The organism is Aeromonas mytilicola subsp. aquatica (genome assembly GCF_044336385.1).
GTDB classification, from domain to species: domain Bacteria; phylum Pseudomonadota; class Gammaproteobacteria; order Enterobacterales; family Aeromonadaceae; genus Aeromonas; species Aeromonas rivipollensis.
In genome coordinates this window covers 899,421-925,868 of record NZ_CP172298.1, presented here as the reverse complement: position 1 = coordinate 925,868, position 26,448 = coordinate 899,421, and the positions used below count along the sequence as shown (strand labels likewise).

20 protein-coding genes and 2 riboswitches are annotated in these 26,448 nt (G+C 62.9%); of the genes, 9 read left to right on the top strand and 11 right to left on the bottom strand.

Features of this window, described 5'->3' with window-relative positions:
• Window positions 1-2 precede the first annotated feature (2 nt).
• On the top strand, window positions 3-218 hold the full coding sequence (locus ACFWHB_RS04525; protein WP_005330500.1) for a SlyX family protein: 216 nt from the start codon (window positions 3-5) through the stop codon (window positions 216-218).
• Window positions 219-277: 59 nt separating this feature from the next.
• Here the strand turns inward: ACFWHB_RS04525 and ACFWHB_RS04520 are convergent, their stop codons facing one another.
• Entirely contained in the window at window positions 278-928 is a 651-nt protein-coding gene (locus tag ACFWHB_RS04520; protein ID WP_395949541.1) for an FKBP-type peptidyl-prolyl cis-trans isomerase, read from the bottom strand.
• A gap of 223 nt (window positions 929-1,151) precedes the next feature.
• Window positions 1,152-1,358, bottom strand: a complete 207-nt coding sequence (locus ACFWHB_RS04515; RefSeq protein ID WP_033130616.1) for a YheV family putative zinc ribbon protein — start codon at window positions 1,356-1,358, stop codon at window positions 1,152-1,154.
• Window positions 1,359-1,397: 39 nt separating this feature from the next.
• On the opposite strand from ACFWHB_RS04515, the gene ACFWHB_RS04510 reads away from it, so the two are divergent.
• From ACFWHB_RS04510 to ACFWHB_RS04500, 3 genes are all read left to right on the top strand, one after another.
• Window positions 1,398-2,087 carry a hypothetical protein gene (locus tag ACFWHB_RS04510; RefSeq protein ID WP_395949540.1) on the top strand — a complete coding sequence of 230 codons (690 nt, stop codon included), beginning with the start codon at window positions 1,398-1,400 and terminating at the stop codon, window positions 2,085-2,087.
• Window positions 2,088-2,229: 142 nt separating this feature from the next.
• Window positions 2,230-3,129: a chemotaxis protein CheV gene (locus ACFWHB_RS04505; protein ID WP_025328075.1), complete on the top strand. Its 900-nt coding sequence runs from the start codon at window positions 2,230-2,232 to the stop codon at window positions 3,127-3,129.
• 59 nt (window positions 3,130-3,188) lie between these two features.
• Entirely contained in the window at window positions 3,189-4,166 is a 978-nt protein-coding gene (locus ACFWHB_RS04500; RefSeq protein WP_139745961.1) for a hydrolase, read from the top strand.
• On the opposite strand, the gene ACFWHB_RS04495 is transcribed toward ACFWHB_RS04500, so the two are convergent.
• Entirely contained in the window at window positions 4,148-5,299 is a 1,152-nt protein-coding gene (locus tag ACFWHB_RS04495) for a GGDEF domain-containing protein (protein ID WP_395949539.1), read from the bottom strand. The two genes, ACFWHB_RS04500 and ACFWHB_RS04495, sit on opposite strands and share 19 nt — an antisense overlap.
• 89 nt (window positions 5,300-5,388) lie before the next feature.
• Here ACFWHB_RS04495 and ACFWHB_RS04490 point away from each other — a divergent pair, with 89 nt between their 5' ends.
• The 3 genes from ACFWHB_RS04490 to ACFWHB_RS04480 all read left to right on the top strand — a co-directional run bounded on the left by ACFWHB_RS04490 (window position 5,389) and on the right by ACFWHB_RS04480 (window position 7,331).
• The gene (locus ACFWHB_RS04490; protein ID WP_111909821.1) at window positions 5,389-5,634 is read left to right on the top strand and encodes a YheU family protein; all 246 of its coding nucleotides are present in this window, start codon (window positions 5,389-5,391) and stop codon (window positions 5,632-5,634) included.
• 278 nt (window positions 5,635-5,912) lie between these two features.
• On the top strand, window positions 5,913-6,782 hold the full coding sequence (locus ACFWHB_RS04485; RefSeq protein WP_106885957.1) for a phosphoribulokinase: 870 nt from the start codon (window positions 5,913-5,915) through the stop codon (window positions 6,780-6,782).
• 15 nt (window positions 6,783-6,797) lie between these two features.
• Window positions 6,798-7,331 carry a DUF4136 domain-containing protein gene (locus tag ACFWHB_RS04480; RefSeq protein WP_106885956.1) on the top strand — a complete coding sequence of 178 codons (534 nt, stop codon included), beginning with the start codon at window positions 6,798-6,800 and terminating at the stop codon, window positions 7,329-7,331.
• 69 nt (window positions 7,332-7,400) lie between these two features.
• Here ACFWHB_RS04480 and ACFWHB_RS04475 read toward each other — a convergent pair whose 3' ends face one another.
• Together ACFWHB_RS04475 and ACFWHB_RS04470 are read right to left on the bottom strand one after the other, a co-directional pair.
• A complete protein-coding gene (locus ACFWHB_RS04475) occupies window positions 7,401-7,700 on the bottom strand; it encodes a hypothetical protein (protein ID WP_395949538.1) in 300 nt (99 codons plus the stop codon).
• Window positions 7,701-7,748: 48 nt separating this feature from the next.
• Window positions 7,749-8,153 carry an OsmC family protein gene (locus ACFWHB_RS04470; protein WP_106885955.1) on the bottom strand — a complete coding sequence of 135 codons (405 nt, stop codon included), beginning with the start codon at window positions 8,151-8,153 and terminating at the stop codon, window positions 7,749-7,751.
• A 373-nt stretch (window positions 8,154-8,526) separates the two neighbouring features.
• On the opposite strand from ACFWHB_RS04470, the gene crp reads away from it, so the two are divergent.
• Both crp and ACFWHB_RS04460 read left to right on the top strand, forming a co-directional pair.
• A complete protein-coding gene (crp, locus tag ACFWHB_RS04465) occupies window positions 8,527-9,165 on the top strand; it encodes a cAMP-activated global transcriptional regulator CRP (protein WP_025328082.1) in 639 nt (212 codons plus the stop codon).
• Between the two features lie 122 nt (window positions 9,166-9,287).
• Complete coding sequence (locus ACFWHB_RS04460) at window positions 9,288-10,088, top strand: putative RNA methyltransferase (RefSeq protein ID WP_106885954.1); 801 nt, start codon at window positions 9,288-9,290, stop codon at window positions 10,086-10,088.
• Window positions 10,089-10,181: 93 nt separating this feature from the next.
• Here ACFWHB_RS04460 and ACFWHB_RS04455 read toward each other — a convergent pair whose 3' ends face one another.
• From ACFWHB_RS04455 to ACFWHB_RS04430, 6 genes are all read right to left on the bottom strand, one after another.
• Window positions 10,182-12,548, bottom strand: coding sequence for a M66 family metalloprotease (locus tag ACFWHB_RS04455; RefSeq protein WP_395949537.1), 2,367 nt, complete (start codon window positions 12,546-12,548; stop codon window positions 10,182-10,184).
• Between the two features lie 185 nt (window positions 12,549-12,733).
• Window positions 12,734-15,412 carry a PKD domain-containing protein gene (locus ACFWHB_RS04450; RefSeq protein WP_395949536.1) on the bottom strand — a complete coding sequence of 893 codons (2,679 nt, stop codon included), beginning with the start codon at window positions 15,410-15,412 and terminating at the stop codon, window positions 12,734-12,736.
• 362 nt (window positions 15,413-15,774) lie between these two features.
• Window positions 15,775-15,860, bottom strand: a riboswitch (cyclic di-GMP riboswitch).
• A gap of 327 nt (window positions 15,861-16,187) precedes the next feature.
• Window positions 16,188-18,785, bottom strand: coding sequence for a glycosyl hydrolase family 18 protein (locus ACFWHB_RS04445; protein WP_395949535.1), 2,598 nt, complete (start codon window positions 18,783-18,785; stop codon window positions 16,188-16,190).
• Between the two features lie 111 nt (window positions 18,786-18,896).
• Window positions 18,897-18,983: riboswitch (cyclic di-GMP riboswitch) on the bottom strand.
• Window positions 18,984-19,183: 200 nt separating this feature from the next.
• A complete protein-coding gene (locus ACFWHB_RS04440) occupies window positions 19,184-22,669 on the bottom strand; it encodes a hybrid sensor histidine kinase/response regulator (RefSeq protein WP_395949534.1) in 3,486 nt (1,161 codons plus the stop codon).
• 82 nt (window positions 22,670-22,751) lie between these two features.
• Window positions 22,752-23,894 (bottom strand): 3-phenylpropionate MFS transporter, encoded by a 1,143-nt coding sequence (locus ACFWHB_RS04435; RefSeq protein WP_163157895.1) that lies wholly within the window; start codon window positions 23,892-23,894, stop codon window positions 22,752-22,754.
• A 262-nt stretch (window positions 23,895-24,156) separates the two neighbouring features.
• Complete coding sequence (locus ACFWHB_RS04430) at window positions 24,157-26,250, bottom strand: TonB-dependent hemoglobin/transferrin/lactoferrin family receptor (protein WP_395949533.1); 2,094 nt, start codon at window positions 26,248-26,250, stop codon at window positions 24,157-24,159.
• Window positions 26,251-26,448: the final 198 nt, after the last annotated feature.

Here is a 26,448-nt window from a genome sequence, read left to right as displayed (position 1 = left end):
CCATGAGTCAGCAAGTTAACGATCGTCTCGAGACCCTGGAAAGCCGTCTCGCCTATGCCGAATACACGGTGGAGCAGCTCAACGAAGAGGTGACCACCCAGGGCCGTGAACTCGATCGGCTCAAGCATCAGATCCAGCTGCTGGTGGACAAGCTGCAGAGCGTGCAGCCGAGCCAGATCGCCAGCATGGCCGAAGAGACGCCCCCACCGCACTACTGAGTGCGCCGCCATAAAAAAACCCGCACGCAGCGGGTTTTTTCATCTTGCCAGTCGGCAGATCAGTGCTGATGGCCCTTGCCACCGCAACCACCGCCGCCACAGCAACCGCCGTGACCTTGCTCGTCGCCGTGGTCATGACCGTGATCGTGGCCGTGACCGCCGCAGCAACCGCCGTGGTCATGGTCGTGATCGTGATCGTGACCGTGGTCATGGCCATGGCCATGGCCATGATCGTGACCGCAGCCACCGGCACCGTGCACGTGGCCGTGAGCCAGCTCTTCAGCAGTGGCGGCACGCACGTCCTTGATCTCGACCTTGAAGCCCAGGGTCACACCGGCCAGCGGATGGTTGCCATCCACCTTGATGAACTCTTCGGAGACTTCGATGACGGTCACCGGACGGTGGCCATCGTCGGTCTCGGCCACAAAAGTATCCCCTTCAGACACTTCCATGCCATCGAACAGCTCGCCGGGCACTTCTTGCACCAGGTTCTCGTCATACTCGCCATAGGCTTGGCTCGGCGTCAGGGTGACGTCGAACGCCTCGCCCACGCTGCGGCCTTCCAGCTCGGCTTCGAGGCCGGAGACCAGATAACGGGTACCGTGCAGATACACCAGAGGCTCTTTACCGACAGTGGTGTCGATGACTTCACCGTGTTCGTCGGTGACCGTGTATTCCAGCGTAACCACGCTCAGGGGAGCTACTTTCATGTCAGGGATCCTGCGGATAGAAAAAAACGGGCCCAGAATACCTTAAAAAGGTGGCCAAGCATATGATCTGCCCCGCTCCGCCATGCTGAAAAAGTCAGCAGTCCAGAACGAGCCTTGTCCCACCCCGGGTATTACCAAGAGGCCCAACACTCGGGGCTAAGCACGCTGATTGCCCGTTTGGCCTCGCGGATAGCCTTGTCAACCTCGGCCATCCGGCTCTCTCTTACTCGGGGCGGAACACCCCTATGACCTGTTCGGCCTCCCGGGTCGCCTTGTCCACCTCGGCCTGGGTCTGCACCTGGGTATCCCCGCAGTCGACACAGGTCACCTTCTCGACTCCATGCTCCATATACAGCATCATGGTGTCCATCTTGCCGCACGCCGGGCAAACCGCACCGGCAATGAAGCGTTTTTTACGTCTGGTTTCCATTTTTGTTACCTCCAGGCAGCATCATATCAGGGTTTTTACATGCATCACGCCATCGAATATCAGCATTTTTCCACTCCTTGTCTGCAGGTCGGCCCCCGCAAACGCTCCCCCCTGGGTCAGCTGCTGCGCGTCACCCGGGGTGCGGCACTGCTGAGACTCGGCTCCCATGAGCTGTTGCTGACGGCGGGCAGCCACTTCTGGCTGTGCGCCGATGCCCTCGCCGCCTTCACTCCCCTGGCGGGTTGTCAGCATGATCGGCTGACCTGCTCGGTGCGGGTGGCGCAACCGGCCCAGGCAGGCTGGTTGCAACCCACCCCGCTGATGGACGCCCTGCTGGACAGCCTGGCCAACTGGTCGAGGCCCCGTGACTGGCAGGAGGCCTATGGCCACCGTCTGCGGGTCATCGGGGACGAGCTGCAGGCGTGCACCATCCTGGCGCAGGCGGATCAGCCGCTGCAAGGTGCCTGGCGCGCCCTGGCCAGTCAGTCTGAAGGCAGCGCCGCGGCCTGGCAGGCTTGCCTCGCCGAGCGCGGCATCGAGGATCCCGCCCTGGCGGCCGATGCGCTCGGTGCCCAGTGGCAGTTGCTGCAGGGGGTACGCCTGCTCAGAAGTGGCAGCAAGCCAGCCCAGGTGGTGGCAAAGCTCGGTTACCGGGATGAACAGGATTTGGCGCAGGCGTGCCAGCGCTGGCTCGGACTGACGCTGGAGGCGGTGGCCTACGCCCAGTGAGCCGGACGAGAAAATAAATGGTGGTGACAGGGTCCAGTTTTGCGGCTCGCGGTCGCTAATAACAAAGGAGTCATCCTTGTCACCATCCTCTATGCTGAACACCAGATTGACCGTCACCGATTAGATCAACAGGACATCCGCCATGACGAGCAAGGCCAACCAATCCCAGGGCATGTTGCTGTTTCACCTCTCTGCCAGGCAATCCTTCGCCATCGGCACCCTCAAGGTGAAGGAGATCGTCCCCTACACCCAGCTCACCGCCCTGCCCCATTCGCACCCGACCGTACTCGGGGCGGCCAGCATGCGGGGCACCACCATCCCCGTGATCGACATGGCGATGGCGGTGGGCTATCGCCCGATCAGCCGGGAGGAGATGCCCAACTGCTTCATCATCATCACGGATTGCCGCCGCACCCTGGTGGGCTTCCTGGTGCGGGGCATCGACAAGATCACCGAGTGCAACTGGCGTGACATAGAGCCGCCGCCCCCTTCCCTCGGTCAGAACGTCTTCGTCACCGGGGTGACCAAGGTGGGCGAGCAGCTGATCCAGCTGCTGGACGTGGAGTTGATCCTGTCCCGGGTCTATCCGGACGATCCCAGCCACCTCTACCCAGTGCTGACCGATGTGCAGCGCGAACGGCTCAAGCCGATGCGGATCCTGCTGGTGGACGACTCCTCCGTCGCCCGCCGCCAGCTGATGGCGGCCCTCGATTACATCAACATTCCCTACGAGGTGTGCACCAACGGGCGCGACGCCCTCAGCCTGATGCAGGCCAGGGTCGCCCAGGGCAGCCGGATAGACATACTGGTGAGCGACATAGAGATGCCGGGGCTGGACGGTTACGAGCTGGCCTTCGAGGTGCAGAGCGATCCCAGGCTGGCGGAGGCTTACATCATCCTGCACACCTCCCTCTCCAGCGAGATCAGCGTGGAGCGGGCCCATCAGGTCGGCGCCCACGAGGCGCTGACCAAGTTTGAAGCCAACGAGCTGATCCAGGCCATGCTGCGCGGCGCCGAACACCACGACCGCCTGCCCGCCTGATACCGCGGCGGGCCATGGGCTCGCCGCCCCTTTCCTCTTCTGCTGCCCCGAGTCGTTGCATGCTGACAGAAAGCCACTTCCACGCCCCCTGGTGGGCCCGCAATGCCCACCTGCAGACCATCTTGCCGAAGTGGCTGCGCCGCACGCCGGCCCGCTTCATCCCGGAACGGTTCGAACTCGCGGATGGGGACTTCGTCGACCTCGCCTGGAGCGGGGCCATCAGCCAGGATGAGCGGCCGCTGCTGGTGCTGTTTCACGGTCTGGAGGGCAGCATTCACTCCCACTATGCCAAGGGACTGTTTGCCCATCTGCAGCGGCAGGGGAACGACGCCGTGCTGATGCATTTTCGGGGATGCAGCGGCGAGCCGAACCGGCTGCTGCGGGCCTATCACTCCGGCGCCATCGAGGATGCAGAGGCGCTGATCGCCGAGCTGGGTCGCCGTTTTCCCGGCAAGCCGCTGGTCGCCATCGGCTACTCCCTGGGGGGCAACATGCTGGTCAATCTGCTGGCGCGGGCCTGTCCGGATGAACTGACCGCCGCCGTGGTGATCTCGGCGCCGCTGCAGCTGGCGAGCTGCGCCGACAGGGTCAATCAGGGGTTCTCACGGGTGTATCAGAGTTACTTGCTGCGCACCATGAGAGCCAATCTGCTGCGCAAGATCCGCCAACAAGCCGCAGCTCGCTGGCAACCGGAGCAGGTGAGTCGCATCGCTACCCTGCGCGACTTCGACGAGCAGGTCACGGCCCCGCTCCATGGCTTCGACAGCGCCGATCACTACTATCAGACCTGCTCCGGCCTTGATCTCCTGGCCCGCATCACCATCCCGACCCTGATCATCCACGCCGCCGACGATCCCTTCATGACAGGGGCCGTGATCCCCAGACCGGAGCAGCTCTCTCCCATGGTGCGCTACGAGCTGAGCCGGCGCGGTGGCCACGTGGGCTTCCTGCACGGTACCCCCTGGCGCCCCCGCTTCTGGCTGGAGGAGCGCATCAGCCAGTGGCTGCGGGAACAGACTCAGGATGCCCGGCGGTAGCAGTTGCGCCCTGCCCCCTTGGCTTCATAGAGGGCGCCATCCACCCGCTCGAGCAGCATGACCAGGCTCTCCCCCTGACGCCACTGGGCTATCCCCTGGCTCAGGGTGAGATGGGGATCCACCTCTGAGGCTGCGTGAGGCAGCGCCCGGGCGGCCAGGGTGGCGCGGATCCGCTGTGCGACCCGCTCGCCGGCGGCCAGGTCCGTCTCCTGCAGCAACACCACGAACTCCTCCCCGCCGTAACGGGCCACCAGATCGCCGGGTTCCCGCACGCTCTCCTCCAGGCACTCTGCCACCAGGATCAGGCACTCATCTCCCGCCTGATGGCCGTAGTGGTCGTTGTATCGCTTGAAGAAATCCACATCCAGCAGGATCACAGTGAAGGGTGTCTCCAGCGTCGTGCCCTGTGCGATGGCGTTTTTGCAGACCTGATCGAAGTGTCGGCGGTTGGCGAGCCCGGTCAGGGGATCCCTGTGGGCCATGGCATTCATCTTGCGCGCCAGCATCAGGTTGTCATATTCGCGCGACACCGCCAGCTCGAACCAGCCGTTGAGCATCCGCCGCCCCGTCTCCAGGATGATCAACAAGCCACCGGCCGCCAGCCAGTGCACAGTGACGGACGGCACCATCACCCAGTGCTCCTCGAACAGCAGGAAGATCAGAGGCGGGGCACTCAGGCTATAGAAGACGCGCCACTCGTAATAGAAGGCGATCAGGGCCGTCAGCAGCAACAGGCTGACCATGTTGAATGCCAGGCTGAACCCCCCTCTGAGCTCTATGGTGGCAATGGCATAGGCCGTCATCGCCCAGGCCAGTCCCCACAACATGGCGCAGCCCCAGAGCCAGGGCTGCCATCTCTGTGTTCCCTGGCGAGAGAACCAGCGCCAGCCCAGGGGCGGCAGCACGCTCGCCAGCAGCACCAGGGCAATCTGATACTCATAGCGCCAGGGCAGCCCATTGATCGCCACCAGCCGGGCATCCTGATAGAGATAGAAGCGCGCCAGCAGATAGAGGATCGCCAGCTGATTGATGACCCAGAACCAGCGCAGCCCTGCGCTCAGGGCACGCCGACGCGTATCATTAAGGTGCTGGTCGAACTGACTGGTGGGGCGGCGCTGTTCAGCTGATGCCATGGGAACCCTCGCTCAGGTCCAGATAAACTCCTTGCGCTTGCCGGTCAGACACCGACAATATCCGTATCGCTATGACTGAAGATGAAATCATGATTATCCCTTGGCAAGAACTGGATCCAGATACCCTCAACAACCTGCTCGAGCATTTCGTCCTGCAAGAAGGCACCGAATACGGCGAACAGGATGTCAGCCTGGCCGACAAGGTTGAAGAGGTCAGACAACAATTACTACAAGGTAGTGCCGTGCTCGTCTACAGCGAGTTGCACGAGAGTGTCAACGTCGTGCCCAAGACGCATTTGAGCAATGCGCCGAGCGACGACTTTCCGGCAGAATGACACAAGAGAAGGAACTCAAGCTGAACAACGTCCGGCACGGGCCCCGCCAAGCACAGCGGTGCGGCGCTCAGTTCAGGGGGAAGAGGGGCGGCTCGCCCGATGAGGCTGGCGTTTCAAATAGGCTTATTTTTTGCCTCCGTCACCGACTGCCTCGGCGCCGATGGAGACCAGCCGCCGAGGGGCATGGGGGCTCATGATGGCGCCCACGCAGCAAGGCTGCACTTGACCGCACTTTGAACCTGCCTTTATAACGGAACTCCCAAGGAAGAGAGAATTCTATGTCGGCCAAGCATCCCATCATTGCGGTTACCGGTTCGTCCGGTGCCGGCACCTCCACCTCCACCAACGCCTTCCGCTCCATGTTCCATCAGCTCGGATACAAGGCGGCCGTGGTCGAGGGGGACAGTTTTCACCGCTATACCCGGCCCGAGATGGACGTGGCGATCCGCAAGGCGCGCGAGCAAGGGCGCCACATCAGCTACTTCGGTCCCGAGGCCAACGACTTCGGCCTGCTGGAATCCTTTTTCCAGGAGTACGGTCAGAGCGGCAGCGGCCAGTACAGACGCTACCTGCACAGCTTCGACGAGGCAGTCCCCTTCAACCAGATGCCGGGCACCTTCACCCCCTGGCAGGGGTTGCCGGGAGAGACGGATCTGCTGTTCTACGAAGGACTGCACGGCGGCGTGGTGACCGGCGAACACAATGTGGCCCGTCACGTGGACTTTCTCATCGGCGTGGTGCCCATCGTCAACCTGGAGTGGATCCAGAAGCTCATTCGCGACACCTCGGAGCGCGGGCATTCGCGCGAGGCGGTGACCGACTCCATAGTCCGCTCCATGGATGACTACATCAACTTCATCACCCCGCAGTTCTCCCGCACCCACATCAACTTCCAGCGGGTGCCGACGGTGGACACCTCCAACCCCTTCAGCGCCAAGGTGATACCCAGCCTGGACGAGAGTATGCTGGTGATCCGGTTTCGGGGCATCAAGCAGGTGGACTTCCCCTATCTGCTGTCGATGATAGACGGGGCCTTCATGTCCAGAATGAATACCATAGTGGTGCCGGGGGGCAAGATGGGTTTCGCGATGGAGCTGATCCTGCGTCCCCTGATCCAGCAACTGTTAGAAACCGGCAAGATCACCTGAGCCAAGGAGCTTATGATGCGCGGTGCACTTCTCTCATTCACACTGGCAGCCCTGCTGGGCGGTTGCAGCACTGGCCCCGCCGCCCCCACGGTCGAGACGGGCACCATGGTGGTCCGTCCGGCAGAAAACTGGGCCTACGGGGCGACGCCACGCTATGCGCTGGCGGAGCAGTTCCAGTACGCGGGCAACAGCGCCGCGCCCTGGTTGGAACCGGTGCAGCAGGCCGTCACCCAGGCGCTCGATGGCAAGGGCTGGCGCAGCGTGCCCCTCGATGAGGCCGACGTCTGGGTCGCCATCGGGGTGGCGGGCAGCCAGGACATGAGCGATGGGGAGATATTCTCCCGCATCGGCATGACCCCTGGCCTGAATGCCGCCGCCGATGCCCGCAAGGGCACCCTGGCCATACTGCTGATCGACAGGCGCACCCAGCAAAGCGTCTGGAGCAGCGCCATCCAGCTCGCCAGCGACGTGCCCGTCGCCGAGGACGAGCGCAGCCAGCTGAGCCAGCAGCTCGCCGCTCAACTCCTGGACTCCCTGCCCGCTCAATGAGCGCCCCATAACACAACGGCCTGCTTCAAGCAGGCCGTTGTGGATACACGCCGTTGCACGGCATGACGATTACTTCAGTTCGCAGGTCAGCAGAGTCACGCCGTTCTTGACCAGGGTGGCCTGTTTTTCCTGGTGGGAGAAGGTGGTCACCCCATCGGAATAGCTGGCGGTCTCTTTGGGTGACTCGATGCGACTCAGCTTGTGATAGACCCCGGCATAAGGGAACTGCACCATGTCGGCCTGGGCATCATAGGTGATGGCCAACAACTCTTCCCCGCACTGATACTGGCTGTATTGATACTGGGTGGGCTGCGGCATGCTGCAGGCAGCCAGCCCGAACAGGGGAAGCAACATCATTATCTTTTTCATCGCACTTTCCTTATGTCATGGCGTTATCGACGGGACAAACTACAACTATCAAGCTTCAACGATTTGATAACTATGGGTAATTTCTACCGCTTTTTCCAACATCAGGGAAACGGAACAATACTTCTCCATCGACAAGTCGACCGCGCGGGCAACCTGTTTCTCGGCCAGCCCCTTGCCGGTCACGACGAACTTGAGGTGGATCTTCTCGAACACCCGGGGCACTGAGTCAGCACGGGCCCCTTCCAGCTCCACATGACAGGCGGTCACGCTCTGGCGCGCCTTCTCCAGAATGGAGACCACGTCGATGGAGCTGCAGCCACCGACAGCCAGCAGGATCATCTCCATCGGGCTGGCACCTTCGCCCGGGTTGGCGCCGTCCAGCGTCACCTGATGACCGGACTCGCTCTCGCCCACAAACTTCATGCCTTCCACCCAGCTGACCTTGGCTTTCATCTCACATTTCCTCTCAATGACGACGGTTCTGACGCCCATAGCATACCTCAAGCAGGGGTCGAGTGGCACATGCCCCGTCACGTTGCGCCACTCCCGGTTTCATGACCGCCGAGTCCCGGCGCCGCGACTTGTTCCGAAACCGCGGCAGACCCTGAAGGAAATAGATCGAAATCAACATATCTCCCCCCCTTCTTGCCTAGAATGGCCCGGATGGCGCAGCAGATCGATGCACACAGATGGACACCAAAGTCCCAAAGCCTTGTCAGCACAGACAAAGGCTCTTATTCTACTGCGACCAAAGACTAAGGAATGGCAAGCTTGGCAACTTGCCTGGACGCACAGTCCATAAAAATGACACTACAGAGGAAGTCTCATGATCATTGGCAAACCGCAAAGCGATCCCACCCTCGAGTGGTTCTTGTCGCATTGCCACATTCATAAGTATCCCGCCAAGAGCACCCTTATTCACGCCGGTGAAAAAGCGGAAACCCTCTACTACATCGTCAAGGGTACAGTCGCCGTCCTGATCAAGGATGACGAGGGCAAGGAGATGATCCTCTCCTACCTGAATCAGGGGGATTTCCTGGGCGAGATGGGGATGTTCGAAGAGAACGAGAATCCGGAGCGTTCCGCCTGGGTACGTGCCAAAGGCGCCTGTGAAGTCGCCGAGATCTCCTACAAGAAGTTCCGCCAGCTGATCCAGGTCAACCCGGACATCCTGTTGCGCCTCTCCGGCCAGATGGCCAAGCGCCTGCAGCACACCAGCCAGAAGGTCGGCAACCTCGCCTTCCTGGACGTGACCGGCCGGATTGCCCAGACCCTGCTGAACCTGGCCAAGCAGCCGGACGCCATGACCCATCCGGATGGCATGCAGATCAAGATCACCCGCCAGGAGATAGGCCAGATCGTCGGCTGCTCTCGCGAAACCGTCGGCCGCATCCTCAAGATGCTGGAAGAGCAGGAGCTCATCTCGGCCCACGGCAAGACCATAGTGGTGTTTGGCACCCGCTGACCGGGTTCCCCGACGGCTCAGCACAGGGCCGTTGGATAAAAAAGGCTGCCACGGCAGCCTTTTCTGATCTCCTCCCCTATAATCCCGCACGCCCTTCCCCGGCTTCAACCAAGCGAGTGTGTATGCAACTTCAATGTCCCCTGTGCCGCAGCCCCCTGCATCTTCATGAAGCCTCCCGCGGGGTCTATTGCGACAACAAGCACCATTTCGATCCGGCCCCGGAAGGTTATCTGGATCTCATCCCGGGCAAGAAGGATCCCAAGGACAGCGACAGCCGTGCCCTGCTGCGCGCCAAGCGCCGCTTCCTGGAGCAGGGACACCAGCTGCCTCTGGTGGAGGCCATGGCGACCCTGCTGGCTCCGCTCGGCGAGCGCGAACTGATCCATCTCGGCTGTGGTGAGGGGTACTACTGCCGCGCCCTGGCAGAGCGCCTGCCGGGCTGGCAATTTGGCGGCCTCGATCTGGCCAAGAACGCCATCTTCGCCGCCAACAAGGCGCAACCCGACGGCCATTTCGTCATTGCCGATCCGGCCAAGGCACCGCTGCTGGCCGGCTCAGCCCAGGTGCTGCTGGTCAACGACCTCAAGATCAAGACAGAGCTGCTGGTCAGCCTGCTGACCCCGGGCGGCTACCTGCTTCACCTGCAACCCGGCCCGCGCCACCAGTGGCAGCTGAGGGTCAGCCTCAACCCGGTGAGCATGGAGCACCCCCTCAGCTGGCCAGCCCTGGCCGGGCTAGTCCCCGTCGAGCGGCAACGCTGCCAGTTCTCCATGACCATGGATCAGAGTCTGCGCGCCCATGTGCTGGAAACCAGCCGCCTCGGCTGGCGCGCTGGCGGTGAACAGCGTCACGCCTTCACCCAGCAGGGGCCGGACGAGCTTGAACAGGATCTGCTGCTGAGCCTGTGGCAAAAACCGCTCTGAATCCCATGAAAAAAGGCCCGTACGGGCCTTTTTTTATTTGGCGTCTCAGCCAGTGGCAATGCGTTCTCTCACGGCAATGAAGGAGCGACCCCCTTACTCGAGCGGGCGCCCGTTGACGGTGAAGGAGAGATCCACTTCCGGCGCCGAGACGGGCCTCTGATCCAGGGTCCCGGCGGCGCAGATCACGGCGGCGCCCCGTGGCTCGCTGGCCGTGGGCACATTGACATGGAACTTGTTCATCAGGTTGGCATTTAGCCGGTGATTGGCCAGCCGGAAGTGCAGCAAGCCCTCTCGGGTCTCCACCTGCAGCTGGCAATCTCCCGCCCCGATCCGCTCGCCGTCATCCCCATAGCTGAAGCCGTAAGCGCCATGCAGGGCCGGATAGAGGTAGCTCGGCAAGAGCCCGCGAGGATCGTAGTAGCCCACCAGGGTCGTCACCGGCACCCCGAATGCCTGTGGCTTACGCGATACCCGTGCATCCGCCACCGGCCCTTCGTTCCAGCGGCTGCCGTCCGAGGTGTAGCTCTTCTTGAAACCGCGGGAGAGGGTGATCTGCTGACCGTTGATGAAGAGGATGCTGTTGTAGCCGGCACCGTGCTCCAGGGTCAGGATACGCCCCGCATTCCCGGCAGCAGCAGGGGGCACCTGGATGTTGCGCGTCCAGTTGCCGTCCCACATGGCTACCTTGACCAGATCATACTCCGCCAGCAGGGCCGCCAGCTTCACCTCGCTCAGATCCTTGATAGGTGCGCTGATCTGCTCCAGCTGCTCGACCCTGTGCTGATAGGGCACCATGGTGGCGGTGGCAGCATCCCACTTGCGAAATCCGGTCGGGGAAGCGGCATCGAACACCGCCTTGCTCTCGAGGAAGCGCTGGATGATGGCGGCCGAATTCGGGGTGTAGAGGGTAAAGCGGTTGAAGCCGGAGAAGGGCGATCCACCCGCCATGGCATCGAAACCGAACGAGTGCCCCTCGAAAGGCGGCTGGCACTGACCGTCGAGGCAGGCGCTCTGGCCGCTGCGGGTGACGCCGAAGTTGGGAATGAAGCGATTGCGATCCCCATCCCAGCCCCAGCTCGAATTGACTGCCTCGGCGCTGCGGTGCACCGAGCCCTGGAAGCCGCCGACATAGTGGCCTAGGCCATAGTTGTGGCCCACCTCATGGCTGAATTCGTTGCCCAGAGAGGCGTCGAGCGTGACTATGCCGCCCCCGCCCGAACCACCGTGCACCTGCACGCCGTTGGCGTACTTGCCACGGCTGTTATGGGCCGCCAGCTGGGCCACCACATACGGATGGCTGCTCTCCCCCTCGCCGGCGGTGCTGTTGATGCCGTAGTTCGCATTGTCTATCCCGTGGGAGATCAGCTCCTTGCCGATGCGCTGGCGCATTGTGCCCTCGTGCCAGCCGCCCTGGCCGGGATCGAAGTCGGTGAGCAGGGTGCCGTTTGGCAGCATCACCTCCGGCAGCGACAGGGGAGCATACTGGCTGACAATCAGCCGGCTGGTCGGCACCGTCTGGAAGTACTCGCGATGGGCTTCGGGATCCCTGGCGAAGGCAAACTGATCTCGGGGAGTAGTCAGCATGCCAAGGTCTATGGTGTGGATGAGCAGCTCGCTCGGGGCACCGACCTGCAAGTCCGTCAGCTCGCCGCTGAGGCTTCCCTGATTGAACTGCAGGCTCAGGCCTGGGCGGATCCAGTCCGCTGGCAGCACGACGCTCCAGGTGTCGGTCGCATAGCGGATGCCGTTGTTCTCGAGCTCCCCTTCACGGATCCACTGGCCGCCCACGAACTTGAATTGCAGCGTCTGACCGCGGGAGAGGGTCACCTGGCGGCCGCTGTAGCGCACCGTCGAGGTGTAACCGGCATTGGAACTTGCACGCACCATCTTTCCTTCCAGGGCGGCACCCTCTGGCAGATAGATATCCCTGACCCATCGGCCATCGGCGGTCTTCACCTCCACCAGGGCATGCTGCCCCAGGCGATCCCGCAGCAAGGTCGCAGTGGCATCACCCAGCCGGGCCAACTCGGCACTGCTGCTGATGACATTGGTGGTCCCCGCCGCCGGGGTGAAGTCGACCCCCTCTTCCGGCGAACCATCGAGGTAATAGGCCGTCTTCGGCAACTGCTCGGGCGGGTTGAGGCTGAGCGTCCCTAGGGTCTGTCCGGCGCCATCTCGCGCCGTCACCGTCATAGGCACGCCGGTCTCGGCTTGCAAGGGCCTGACCAGCAGCAGGCTCTTGCGCAGGGCGGTCAGCCTGGGCTGGCTGTCCCCTTCTGCGGCATGGGCCGGCAGGATCTGGCTCTGGGCTAATTGAACCTGCGCCGCCAAGGATCCTTGCAGATCGTTGGTCGGTGGCTGGGTATTGAAGGGCAAGGAGGTGGGAGCCTGAACGGCAGCCAACAGAGGGCCGCTCGCCAGGGCGGCCATGATGAGGCTGGCTAACTGTGTTTTTTTCATTGTTATGGTTCTCATTGTGATGGGCATGTCCACATGCCCTGTTGCAGGAAGCGTGACAGCATGGACGCCGGCTGCCGGGTCCTGCACCCGGCGAATTCGGTTCAGCTTGCCCTGCGGCGCCATGACCGCAGACTGACACCGGCGTGGATAAAGGAGTGGGGCCCAGGCCCCACTCCCGCAGACAATCAGTGACAGGTGGCAACCCCCTGATCGGCCCAGACGTCGGCCGTACCGGGCTCGTTGCCCTTGGTCCAGTAGCGGGCCTGCCACTTGCGACCCTTGTGGTTGGCAAGCTCACCGGCGCTATAGGCCACAGCGGCATGCCAGCCAAGCTGCACCTGGCTCACCAGCTTCCACTGATCGGCGCTCTGGCTTGGCTCGTTGCCCCGGGTCCAGTACTTGGCCTGCCACACCAGTTGCTTGTAGCTCACCTTGTCATTGGTGTTGTAGACGGTGCCGGCGCTCCAGGCTGGCCAGTAGGCCGCATCCGGATCGCTTGTCTCGCAGCCGCCACCCGAGCTGAGCGGCCTGACGGTCAGACGGGTGCCGGCGCTGGCGTCCAGCGCCCCGTCGGTCACCATCAGGGTCAGGTCATAGAGGGTGTCGCTGGCGACGTTCGGGCCTGTCACCACCAGGGTCTTGCTGTTCTGGCCGCTGGCACTGAGACCGGCCGGAACAGTCCATTGGTAGCTGAGTGCATCCCCATCGGGATCTGTGGCGCTGGCGGTGATGCTCACCTGTTTGCCCGCCTGTACCGAGGCGGGAGCCAGTGCCGCCAGCACGGGTGGCTGGTTGGGCGGTGGTGCCTGGTGGGTCACCACCATGCTGTCCACACCTGCCTGCCCCTGCTCATCGGTGACGGTCAGCTCGAACGCCAGCTGGGTATCCTGAGCGATGGTGCCCAGACTCAGCCTGGCTCGTGCCTGCTCCGCATCCCTCAGGGAGGCCTGCGGACCGCCGACCTGGCGCCATTGATAACGCAGGGCACCGTTCTCCGGATCCCGGGAAGCGGAACCGTCGAGCACCAGCTCGGCCGGGCCCGTGGTACGCATATCGCCACCGGCGTTGGCCAGGGGTGGCTGATTGGTGGCTGGTGGCGGCAGCTCTGGCTCGGCATTCACCTCGCTCACACCGGCATCTCCGGCCGCGATTCTGGCCTCTATGGTCTGGTGCATGGTGCGCCACTGGTCAGCGAAGAAAACCCCCTCGAACCGTCCCGCCGTCATCAGGTTGCTGGCCCGGTAAGGCTCCTCATCCCCTGTGTGCCACAGCCCCAGATTGTGACCCAGCTCATGGGTCAAGGTCAGCGACTGACCATGGACGGTGAGGTTGCCGGGACAGGCGTATCGATAACCGACGCGCGGCGCACCGTCGGTGGCTCCCATACCGATGGAGGAAGCACTCCCCATGTAACTGCACGCCTTGGCGTCATTCTTGTAGCCGCGCAGTACATAGAGGTTGGAGAAGACCTGATCCGCATTCGGGATCCAGCCCTCATTCAACGGAGCCTCCATCTCCGAGCGATCGGGTTCGTTAGCCTGACCATTGCCATTCTTGTCCCACTCGTGCACCAGCACGCCGTTGTCCACCCAGTTGACCCGAATGTTGTAGGGGGCCAAGCGGCGGCTCATGTCCGCCATTATGATGGCACCGTCGTCCCACAGGTGGCTCTTGCGCTCACCAGGGAAGGCGATGTAGCTATAGGAGAGGCTGATCGCCTTGGGGGAGGTGATAAACAGCCGCACCTGCTCCACCAGCTGGCCATCTGCCAGGATCTCGAGCCAGGTCTCTCCTTCTGTTAGCCCCTGCAGTTGCAGCCGATCCTGGATCTCGCCCTGCACCAGTTGCAGGCTCGCCAGCGCGGGGTTGGCAATGCGATAGCTCAGCGCGACCTGCTGGTTCGGCACCTTGCCGATCAGCAGCGCCTCCGGCACGCCCTGGCTGCTGAGCAGCTTCTGCTTCATGGCTGAGTCTAAGCCCGGGTCGAAAGCCAGCTTGTTGGCTGGATCGGGCAACACCTGGGCATAGGGGTTCGCCTCATGCACCTGCCGCCCCTCAGCCGCCAGCCAGAGCTCCCCCTCCTCGTTGGCACGAAAGCCCTGTTCGCTCGGACCGGAAACATAGGTCAGACGGAACTCATAGTCTTGATCCGCCCGCACCTTGATGGGGGCGGTCGGGGTCAACACCTTGCCCGAGCCGAGCAAAACGCTGCCCTCGTAGGCGGGTTCGCCGCTCTCCTTGTCGGTGAGGCGCAGGCTGAACTGGCGGTTGTTACCGCCCCAGAGCCCCTCCTGCACCCTGAACAGGGTGATCTCCAGTTCACCCCCGCTCAGGGGGTGCTCGGTTGAGGTGATACGGATCGTTCGGCTCAGGCTCTGACCGGGACGCTGTTTCAGCAGGCCATTGCCGACAGGGGCCTCCTGCCAGAGGGTGCTCAGCGGTTGAATCAGACTCGGCACGGCCACGGCGGGATCATAGACGGTGACGGGCAACGAGAAGGTCGTGGTGCGAAAACCCCACCCCATATAGCCCACCCCTTTGGGTAAACCATTATCGCTAACCTCGAACTTCGCCAGATAGCTGCCGACCTGCTGGGTGTTCACGCTGCCTACCTGTTTGATACGGCCGCTGAGATCCCCGTCGTTCTCGTCCCAGGCCGTCATCTGGGGGGCGAAGGTCGCTCCGAGCGGCAGTTGCAGGGCGAAGTTGTTGACCCAGGCCTGCTGGTTGTAGAGGCGTGGCGGCGTCTGATCCTTGCGCCACTCCCCGGTGACGGTGTTGTACTCTGCCATGGCACCGGTACCCACGGCCAGCAGGGCGAGCACGCCCCCCTGCACCGCCAGATATCCCTTGTTCTTCTTCATCTGCATTCCGTGATTTCCCTATTATTGGCGCCTGCCAAGGTGGCAGGCGCGTCGTTGTTATTGCGTTGACATGAACACAGAGTTCAATCCCCTCCTCTGCCGCCACTGGCGGCGATCACCTTGACCGGGGGCGTGAGCGGACGGGTTGAGCCCGGTGATGGCGAACCGGGTCTCACCCCAGCCGAGGTCGGATTTGCCGGGAGAGGCGACATAAAGGAAGGAGGCGCCAACCAAGGTGGTCGACAATACAGAGGGGTGGACTTTGCATGGCGAATAATCCTTTTCGTTATTAGTCAATACGATAAGGACAAGGCAACCAGCAGATGGGCAGGGTCTTCCCTTGGCAGAAGATCGATACGACCTGTGGCGGCCCCGCTGTCCTAGATCATGGATCCTTAGACCGGAAGCTTTGCGTCCCGGCCTTTCGACCGGTTTGCCCTTATACACAAATTAATCAGTAGTGCGTCGCGATTATTCTCCATAGGCGCAGTCACTGCAAATGGCAGAGCGGGATCTTGACTGGGTGTTCTATCAAGAAATGCCCCTGAAGGCAGGGTTAAGCTCGGCGTGAGAGCGGATGTCAACCATCTAACTCACTCTCTTGAAAGCGATTTCAAGATGAAAATATTTTTTCAACTTTAGGGGGATGATTAATTTCTTAGAAAAGGCTGACGCTGATGGCCATGGCTGGCGGTTGATCCGCCCCGAGCTGAGGTCAGCCCGCCAAGCGCCACAGGAGAAAGGAATGGGGCCCAGGCCCCATTCCTTATGACCATCAGTTGCAGCTGGCAGCCCCCTGATCTACCCAGACGGCGGCCTTGCCGGGCTCATCGCCCTTGGTCCAGTACTGGGCCTTCCACTTGCGTCCGTTGTGGTTGGTGAGATCCCCGGCGTTGTAGGCCACAGCGGCATTCCAGCCGAGCTGCACCTGGCTCACCAGCTTCCACTGATCGGCGCTCTGGCTTGGCTCGTTGCCCTGGGTCCAGTACTTGGCCTGCCACACCAGTTGCTGGTGGCTCACCTTGTCATTGGTGTTGTAGACGGTGCCGGCGCTCCAGGCCGGCCAGTTGGCCGCATCCGGATCGGTTGCCTCGCAGCCGCCACCTGTACTCGCTGGCTTGACGGTCAGGCGGGTGCTGGCGCTGGCGTCCAGTGCCCCGTCTGTCACCATCAGGGTCAGGTCATAGACAGTGTCGCTGGTGACGCTCGGGCCTGTGACCACCAGGGTGGCGCTGTCCTGGCCGGTGGCGGTGAGACCCGCTGGCAGGCTCCACTGGTAGCTCAGGGCATCACCGTTCGGATCGGACGCCGTGGCCTTGATGGTCACCTGCTTGCCGGACTCGACGGTCGCACTGGCCGGTACGCTGACCACGGGGGGCAAGTTCGGCTGCGGCGCCTTGTTGGTCACCACCACCTGATCCTTGGCCGAGAGCCCCTGATCGTCGGTCACTGTCAGCTCGAACACCAGATTGACGTCGGTTGTGGCAGCATCCAGCACTACCCGGGCCTTGGCCTGGGTGGCATCGAGCAAGCCAGCCTGCGGACCCGAGACCTGCTTCCAGCTGTAGGTCAGCACGCCGCTTTCCGGATCGTGGGAGGCGGCGCCGTTGAGGGTCACCTCGGCCGGGCCTGTGACGCTCAGATCGCTGCCGGCATTGGCCACCGGCGGCTTGTTGACCGGCGGCAGTGTGCCCTCGCCGTGGCCCAGCCCCTCATGCATGGCGTTGAGGATGTCGCCGTTATCCGCATCTATCTCCCAGGCGAACAGGCCACCGAGCTGGTTCGCCAGAACGTACTGCCCCTTGGCCTTGACCGAACGATCGTTGTCGAAGCTGATGAGATCGCCGCTGCTGGCCTTGAACACATAAGGGGCCTCGGCCGACTCGTCATAGCCCTGCTCCCAGCCTGCGCCCATGCGGTTGTTGACGATGTCGCGGTAATCCACCACGCCGTTTTCCCAGGTGCCGCTGACCGGCCCGGTGGCGGTACCTGTGAAGGGATTGCCGGCCTGGTAGTTCTTCACTCCGGTCCAGCCACGGCCATACATGGCCGCCCCCACCACTATCTTGCCCGGTGTCACCCCCTGACCCAGCAGCGCCTTGACGCCCTTGTCGGTGGTGTACTTGGTAGCCGGATCCCAGCTGGAGGCGAAGAGGTTGGTCTGGTGGGCCAGATTCGTCAGGTCGAAGGCGCCGCTGAAGTCGTAGCTCATCAGGAAGATGTGGTCCATGTACTGCTGGGCCGCCTGATAATCGACCTTGGCGATCTTGTCACCGCCGGCGCTGATGGCCGAAGTGAGCTCATACTGGCGGCCGGTCTCGGCTTCCAGCTCGTCGAGCATGGCCCGCAACTCCTTCATCAGCACCACATAGGTGGCGCCATCGCTCGGGCCGCCCAGGCTGGGGTTGGCCCCCTGACCGCCTGGGAACTCCCAGTCGATGTCCACCCCGTCGAAGAATTTCCAGGTCTGCAGGAACTCTTTGACCGAGGCGACGAAGGTGTCGCGCTTGGTCTTGTCCCCCAGGAAGTAGAAGGGATCGGAGAGGGTCCAGCCCCCGACCGACGGCAGGATCTTGAGGTCCGGATGGGCTTGCTTCAGGGCCATCAGGTTGCCGAAGTTGCCCTTGTAGGGTTCATCCCAGGCGCTGAGGTTACCCTGGGACATCTGAACAGCCGCCCAGGGATCGTGGATGGAGACCTTGAAGTCCTCACGACCGGCACAGGAGCGCTGCAGCGCCTCGAAGCTACCTGAGATCTCTTTGAGGCTGTCGTTGATGCCGTTGCCGCCGCAGATGGGGGTGAAGCCGTAGAGGATATGGGTCAGGTTCTGGGCCGGGATCTTGTCCACGGTGAACTTGCGGCCATAGACGCCCCACTCCACGTAATAGGCCCCCACCACCTTGCCGGACTTGTTGGCGTAGGGCTTGTTGTTCTCCTTGAGCGGCGCATTGAGCGGCGCCAGGTGGCTGCCGTCGGTATCGGCGACCATCAACTCCTTCTTGTCGGAGAGGGTGCAGCCGTCGGCGTTGCACAGGGCGACCTGCATCTGATAGCGGCCCCCCTTGGTCACCTTGAAGTTGGCGGTGCCTGCGGCGGAAGCCGGGCCTGACCATACCTCCTGGCCATCGAGCAGCACCTTGGCGGTCTGGCCGACGTCACCGGACCAGAGGTTCCAGGTCACGCTGACGGGAGCGCCATCCTTGTGGACTGTCACCAGCTGGTTGTAGGCAGAGGCAGCCTGATTGACTTCGACGATGGCGAACTTGGTGGGGCCCGAACCTATGGTGGGTTTGCCCGGGGCAGCGGCGAAGGCGGAGGTAGCGCAGAGTCCCCCGACCAGGAGCGCCAGCAGGGAAAGTTTTGGACTTAACATATTTGAACTTCCTTATTTCGTTATTGGAATTAACAACGAAAAAGGCAACGCAACCTGCCAGGTAACGCAGACATCATCGCCACCATGGCTTGGCCCATGGACGATACAACCTGTGGTGACCCCGCTATCCTAGGTACTTTGACCCTTAGACCGGAGGCTTTGCGTCCCGGACTTTCGTCCGGTTTGCCTTTTTGCACAACTTGATTTGCGACAAAAATAATCGCCGAATGACTATAGATGAGCCTTCGGGCACCACCACCTGGCAGAAATGACACCGATGGGTGGTGATTCATGCAAAACGCCGCCATATTACGCGAATGTGGCGACATTAGTGGCGATACACCGCTTAAAACCCAGATCCACCATCTGCATTCCACTTGCTGATTCTGTGAACTGCCTCACTCTATTGGCAGCAGCAGGCTGTTCATCAATGCCCGCAGCTTGAGGGGTTTGACCGGCTTGCTGACGTAGCCAAACCCATGCTCGCGGATCTGGGTCTGCAGCTCGCTCTTGCGATCCGCGCTGATGATGATGCCGCCGATGCCGTTGCCATGGGCCAGCCGGATCATGTGCAGCGCCTGCAGCCCCGTCTTGCCGTCATCCAGATGGTAGTCGGAGAGCACCAGCCGGGGCAGGAAGCCAGCCCCTATGATCTCCTCTGCCTGCTCCAGGCTCTGGGCGCAGCGCACCTCGCAGCCCCAGCGTCCCAGCAGGGATGCCATGGCGATGAGGATCTCCTCCTCGTTGTCGATGCAGAGGATCCTGACCCCTTCCAGCTGGCTGTCCCGCACGGCGGGCACCGCCACCGGACTCGGCATCACGGGCCGGGTCGCGAGGTTGAGGGTGATGGCAAACACGGAACCCGCCCCGGGCCAGCTGCGCAGGGAGAGCTGATGACCCAGCACCTGGGAGATGCCGCGAGCGATGGCGAGCCCGAGGCCAAGCCCCTGCTCCCTGGCGGTGCGGGAGTGATCGAGGCGGGAGAACTCGTCAAAGATCGCCTCCTGCTTGTCCAGCGGTATGCCGGGGCCATTGTCCCACACCTCGATGCGCACCTTGTCCCCCAGTCGACGGCAGCCGAGCAGCACCCGGCCGCCCGGGTTGTAGCGAAACGCATTGGTGAGGAAGTTCTGCAACACCCGGCGCAGCAGGCGCACGTCGCTGTAAACGGCGAGGCGGCTCTCCACCACGGAGAACTGGATCTCCCCCGCCTGGGCCAGCACCCCGAATTCCGCCTTGAGGTTGCCCAGCACGTCGCTCAGGGCGAAGTCGAGCTTCCTGGCCTTGAACTTGCCCGCCTCGAGGCGCGAGATGTCCAGCAGATCCGTGATGAGATCCTCGGTCGCCCCTAGGGCATCGTCGATGTGGCGGGCGATGCGGACCTGCTCCGCTCGCTGTTCCTCCCCTTGCCCTCCCCCCTGCGGCAGCATCTCCAGCAGGGAGGAGGTAAACAGCTTGGCCGCGTTGAGCGGCTGGGTCAGATCGTGGCTCACCGCCGCCAGGAAGCGGCTCTTGGAGTGGTTAGCCCGCTCCACCTGCTGGTTCACCAGCAGCAGCTGGCGGTTGAGTTCTGAGAGTTCGTGGGTACGCTCGGCCACCCGCGCCTCCAGGTGCTCGTTGGCTTCGCGCAGCACCCGCTCCGCCGCCCGGAAGGGGGTGATGTCGGTGAAGGTCATCACGAAGCCCCCCGCCGGCATGGGATTGCCCTGCATCTCGATCACCCGGCCATCCGGTCGCTCCCGCGCCGAGACATGGGGGCTGCCCCGCTTCATGAAGGCGACCCGGCGCGCCACCTGGGCCTCTATGTCCCCTGGGCCGCAGAGCCCCTGCTCGGCGTTGTAGCGGATGATCTCCTCGATGGAGCGCCCCACCTGGATGAGCCCGTGCGGATAATGGAACAACTCTATGTAGCGCCGGTTCCAGGCCACCAGCTTGAGCTCCCTGTCCACCACAGAGATCCCCTGCCCCATGTGCTCTATGGCCCCCTGCAGCAGGCCGCGGTTGAAGCGGAACACGTCCGAGGCCTCGTCCACTATGGTGGCTATCTCCTCCAGCTGCATGTTGCGCCCCTGCAGGGCAGAGGCCAGCACCAGCCGGGCGGACGAGGTGCCAAACACCCCGGCCAGCAACCGCTCGGTATGGGCAATCAGATCGGCCGACGCCTGCATCTGGGGCGCCAGGGTGCCGCCGTGCTCGCCGGCGAAGCGACCGAAGGCGCGCTTGACCCGGCTCGAGCCGACGAAGCGGGCCGCCAGCATCTCCAGCTCCTTGACCGAGACCCGCGCCTGGTAGAGCGCCGTGGTGTCCCGGCTCGGCTTGCCGACGAAGTTGGCGGCCTGCAGCCGCTCGCTCACCGCCGCCCGTGACAGCAAGGAGCCCGCCACGTAGCCGAGCAGGTTGAGCAAGAGGCTCAGGAAGATGCACCAGGCCCCCAGGCTCAGCTCCCGGAATGCGGGCCAGTCAGGGGGCGCCAGCAGCGCCTCCAGGGGCGAGCCCGCCAGCAGGCCGCTTTCGGCCAGCAGGGTGAGGAACCAGAGGCTGACCCCCAGCGCCAGCCCGAGGTAGACCCCCTTGCGATTGCCGTGCCGCCAGTAGAGGCCGAGCAGCAGGGCCGGTGCGAACTGGGCCACGGCGCCGAACGACAGGTAGCCGATGCGCGACAGGCTGGTGAGGTCCCCGAGCCAGAGATAGAGCACCCAGGCCGCCAGCAGGATCAGCAAAATGGCGCCCCGGCGCACCTGCAGCAGCAGCCGCATCAGGCGTTCATCCCGCCCCTGCTGCCAGAAGCGGCGCAGCAGCACGGGCAGCACCAGATCGTTGCTGACCATGATGGCCAGGGCTATGGTGCAGACGATCACCATGCCGGTGGCCGCCGAGGTGCCGCCGAGAAACGCCAGCATCGCCATGCCGTCGAAGCCGAGCGACATGGGCAGGCTGATGACATAGGTATCCGAGGCCATGTCGGCCCCCACCCACTGCTTGCCCGCCAGCGCCAGCGGCCAGATGAAGAGCCCCATCAGGAACAGATAGAGCGGGAACAGCCAGCGCGCCCAGTGCAGATCCTGGCCCTGATTGTTCTCCACCACAGTCACGTGGAACTGGCGCGGCAGGCAGATGACGGCGCACATGGCCACCAGGGTATAGATGGCGAGCTCCAGCAGGCTGCCCGGCGTGACCGCCACCACCGCATCGAGAAAGTCGGTGGCCACCAGGGTGCGGGCCTCGCTCGGCCTGGCGATGATGAGCCAGAGCGCGAAGCCCCCCACCGCCATGAAGGCGAGCAGCTTGACCACGGACTCGAAGGCGATGGCCACCACCATGCCGCGATGGTGTTCGGTGGCATCCAGGTTGCGGGTGCCGAACAGTATGCTGAACAGCGCCAGCAACAGGGCGACGCCGAGGGCCAGCTCGGCCGTGTTGCCCGTGGGCCCCGCCGGCACCGAGTTGGCCATCAGCAGATCCAGCCCTGTGACTATGGCCTTGAGCTGCAGCACCAGGTAGGGAAGTATCCCCATGACGGCGATCAGGCTGATCACCATGGCCAGACGCTGGGACTTGCCATAGCGGGCGGCGATGAAGTCGGCGATTGAGGTGATGTGTTCGCGCTTGGCCACCAGGATGAGGCGGGCCAGCAGGCGCCAGCCGAACAGGAACACCAGCATGGGGCCAAGATAGATGGGCACCGGCGACCAGGGGGATTCGCTGGCCTGGCCCACTGTGCCAAAGAAGGTCCAGGAGGTGCAATAGACGGCGAGCGACAGGCTGTAGAGCAGGGGCTGGCCCTTGAGCCGGCGGCGCTTGCTCTTGTCCGCCACATAGGCGATGAGGAACAGCAAGCCCAGATAGGCGAGCGACAACCCGATCAGCAGCCATCCTTGGTGCATCTACATTCTTCCCTTGTTCAGATGTGTTGAACGCCGCGCCGGCTCAGCGTGCCGACGGGCAACCGTCATTAAGTGCGCCCGCTCAGGCGGCGGCGCCCTCATGCTCCCCGCGCAGCCGCAGCACGAAGACCGGCAGCACCACCAGCACCATGATGAAGAAGATGCCCCCACCAAGCGGCTCGAACAGCACACCGCAGATCGCCATCAGGGCCGCCACCGTCATGCCGAGGCCGAGCGCCGCATAGAGCGCCTGGGTGGGGATCTGCTGCTCGGCGGGCAGTTGCCGGGTCATGAAGCGCACGGCGCCGAGGTGGCTGATGCAGAAGGTGACCCCGTGCAGCAGCTGACCCAGCACCAGCACCGCCAGCTCGGTGGAGGCGCCGAGCAACACCCAGCGCACCACGCAGCCGACAGCCCCCACCAGAAACAGGGTCTGGGCCCCGAAGCGGTGGAAGAAGCGCTTGTCCGCGGCAAACACGGCGATCTCCGCCACCACCCCCAGGGCCCACAGGTAGCCGATCAGGGTGCCGCTGTAACCTGCCCCCTTCCAGTACATGGCGCTGAAGCCGTAGTAGGCGGCATGACTGCCCTGCAACAGGGCGGTGATGAGCAGGAAGCGGCGCACCGGCGCCGACTTGAGAGTAACGAGCAGGGAGGCCCGAGCCCGCTCCCCCTTGAGTTCCTGGGGCACCGGCCGCAGCGGCAGCACGCTCAGCGCCAGCATGGCCAGCAGTCCCGCCACCATGGTGTGCAGCACCCAGTCGCTGCCGAAGTTGCTCACCAGGGCGCCGACCAGGGTGGAGGCGACGATAAAGGCGAAGGAGCCGCACAGCCTCACCTTGCCATAGTCGAGGTGCGTCTGCACCACCATGCGGGTGGCGAGCGCCTCCCCCATGGGCATCAGAGTCGGGTAGATGAAGTTCGCCACCAGGGTCAGCAGCACCAGCCACCAGAGGCTGTGGCTGAGGTAGAAGCCCAGAAACGCCAGCAGGCTCAGCAGGCAGAGCAGCCGCGTGACGGGCAGCAACTGACCGGCCCCCTTGACCCGTCCCATCACCATCAGGTTGCCGGCAAAGCGGATGGCCATGCCGACCCCCAGCAGCAAGCCTATCTGCTCGGCGCTCACCCCTTTGCCCTCGAGCCACAGGGACCAGAACGGCAGATAGGCGCCGTAGACGAAGTAGAAGGCGCCAAAGAACAGGGCTAACCAGGAGAAGGCGGGCATAGGGGCTCGGCAGCGGGACAAGGGGCACAAATGATAACCGATTTTGGCGCGGGGATCCCCAGGGGTAAGAAGAGATAAAAACGATAAATATCAATAAAGTTGAACCTTTGTCACATCCCCCTGTCTATTGGTTAACACCGCTTCCTGATGAGTGTTGCAATCCTTACACCCGCCCCTGGCGGGTTTCTTTTTGGGGCCGGTTTGAGCCGCCAGAAACAGAGAAGGGGCCCTGGGGCCCCTTCATCATCGTCGTTGGCAAAGATCAGAACACGTACTTGACCCTTGCGCTCAGGTTGCGGCCCGGCTCGGTCTGGTTGCTGGTGTCCGTGGTGGCGGCGAGGCCCGTGATGCTCTCGTAGCTGACGTACTCCTTGTCAAACAGGTTGAACACACCCACGTTGAGCTGCAGATCCTGCATCGGCTTGAACTGGGCGTAGATATCCACCACGCCCCAGCCCGCGCTCTTGATGTTGTCGTTGCCTCTGGCGTCCTTGCCCACCTTGTCCATGTCGTCGGCGAAGCGCAGTACGGTGTTGATGTTCCAGTTCGGCTGCTCCAGACGCACACCCAGGCTGCCGTTGAACGGGCTCAGGCTGTTGATGTAGTTGCCGTCGCCGTCCTTGCCCTCTATGTAGGCCAGGTTGCCCCAGACGTTCACCAGCTCGTTCAGCCAGTAGTCCGCCTTGACCTCGGCCCCCTTGGTGGTTGCCTTGTCCAGATTCTGGTACTGATAGATGGCGGTGCGCCCTTCGGTCCCCACGGCCGTCAGCTCGATGAAGTCATCAAACTGGTTGTAGAAGGTCGCCACTTCATAGCTGAAGCCGCCACTGCTGCCGCGTACCCCCAGATCGATGCCGTCGCTGCTCTCGGGCTTGAGGTTAGGGTTCGGCTCGATGCGATAGCCGTAGGCCTGATGGTTCAGGGTGGAGAAGGCGTTGTCATACATGGGCGCCTTGAAGCCGTGGCTGTACTGAGCGAACAGGTTGGCCGCCTCGTGTGCCTTGAACACCAGCCCCAGCTTGGGCGAGAACTCCCCTTCGGAGATCTTCTGCATGTTCTCGCCGGTGTAGGCGGGATCCTGGTCCGGGGTCATCTTGTAGTAGTCGTAACGGGCACCCGGGGTCAGCACCCAGCGCTCGCCAAACTTGATCTCGTCAAAGGCCCAGAGCGCGCTGCGCTCGCTGGTGGTGGAGGGGAAGCTCAGCTCGCTGTAACCGACGAAGTCACCCGGGGTGGTCGGCCCCTTGAAGCGGGTACGCTCGTTGTCGGTGTGCTCATACTCGACACCCCAGGCCAGACGCTGGTTGGCGAGCGCCTTGCTGAACTTCACCTGGGCTCCCAGGCTCTCCTGCTCGAAGCCGTTGTGATCCAGGGAGTTCTTGGTCACATAGGGGTTGCCCGGATTGACCGGATACTTGGAGGAGGCGTACTGATCCAGGGTCTGCTTGGTACGGGTGTAGTAAATCTTGCTGTCCACCCGATCCGCCCAGGGGGCGTTCAGGGCGAGGCCGTGATCCAGCACCAGGGAGAGGTTGTCGGTCTCCTTGTCGGTGATCGGCTGATTGAAGACGGAGCCCGCCTTGGTCAGATCGATGGCATCCGGATCCTGCCCCTCGGTGAAGTAGTCGACCGTCAGCTTCAGGAACTGATCATCGGAGAGGTTCCACTTGCTCTTGAGCAGCACCGCCTGGCTGACGATGTCAAACTCGTCCTTGTCGCTGTCGTAGTTCTGGGTCACACCGCCATCACGCCAGGTGTAGCGCAACAGGTTCTCGAACTCGCCGGTGCGCAGCGCCCCCGTGATGCCGGCCATCTTCTGGTGGCTGCTGGAGGCATACCCCGTGGTCGCGTCCAGATAGCTGTCCTTCCCCTTGAGGAAGTCGCCGGCATCCTTGGTGGTGATGGCGATGACGCCCCCCAGGGCATCGGAGCCGTAGGCCGCGGACGCCGGCCCCTTGGCCACTTCCACCTGCTTGATCATGTCGGTGTCGAAGTAGGTCTGGCCCACACCGCCGTTCTTGTAGGCATCGTTCTGGCGCACCCCGTCCTGCACCACCTTGACCCGGTTCTCGCTCATGCCGCGAATGGTGAAGGTCTGGGCATCCCCCGCCCCCCCTTGCACGCTCACGCCCGGCTCATAACGGAACAGATCGGCGACATTGCTGACGACCTGCTCCTCGATCTGCTCCGAGGTGATGACGGCGATGGGGCCGGAGACGTCTTCCAGCTTCTGCTCCATGCGGGAGCCGCTGACGACCATGACTTCATCCGTTTTCTTGTCTGCGGCGAAAGCAGGGGATACCAGCCCGGCCGCCACGGCGAGGGCAATCAGAGAGGGGGTGTTGTTGTGCGCCACTGCAAAGTCCTTATTGAGAATCATTATCAACCGAACGGCATCTTACCCAGCCCGCGACAAAGATCAATAATAAAGTGAATCATTCTCATTTTCTTTTGCTTCTAAACGGTTTTACACTAGCGCCTCTTTTTTCCTGCTCGCCATGCTGCCATCGTATGGTGCAGTGCCTTTGCCAATCTCTGCCTCTGTGAGTGAGAT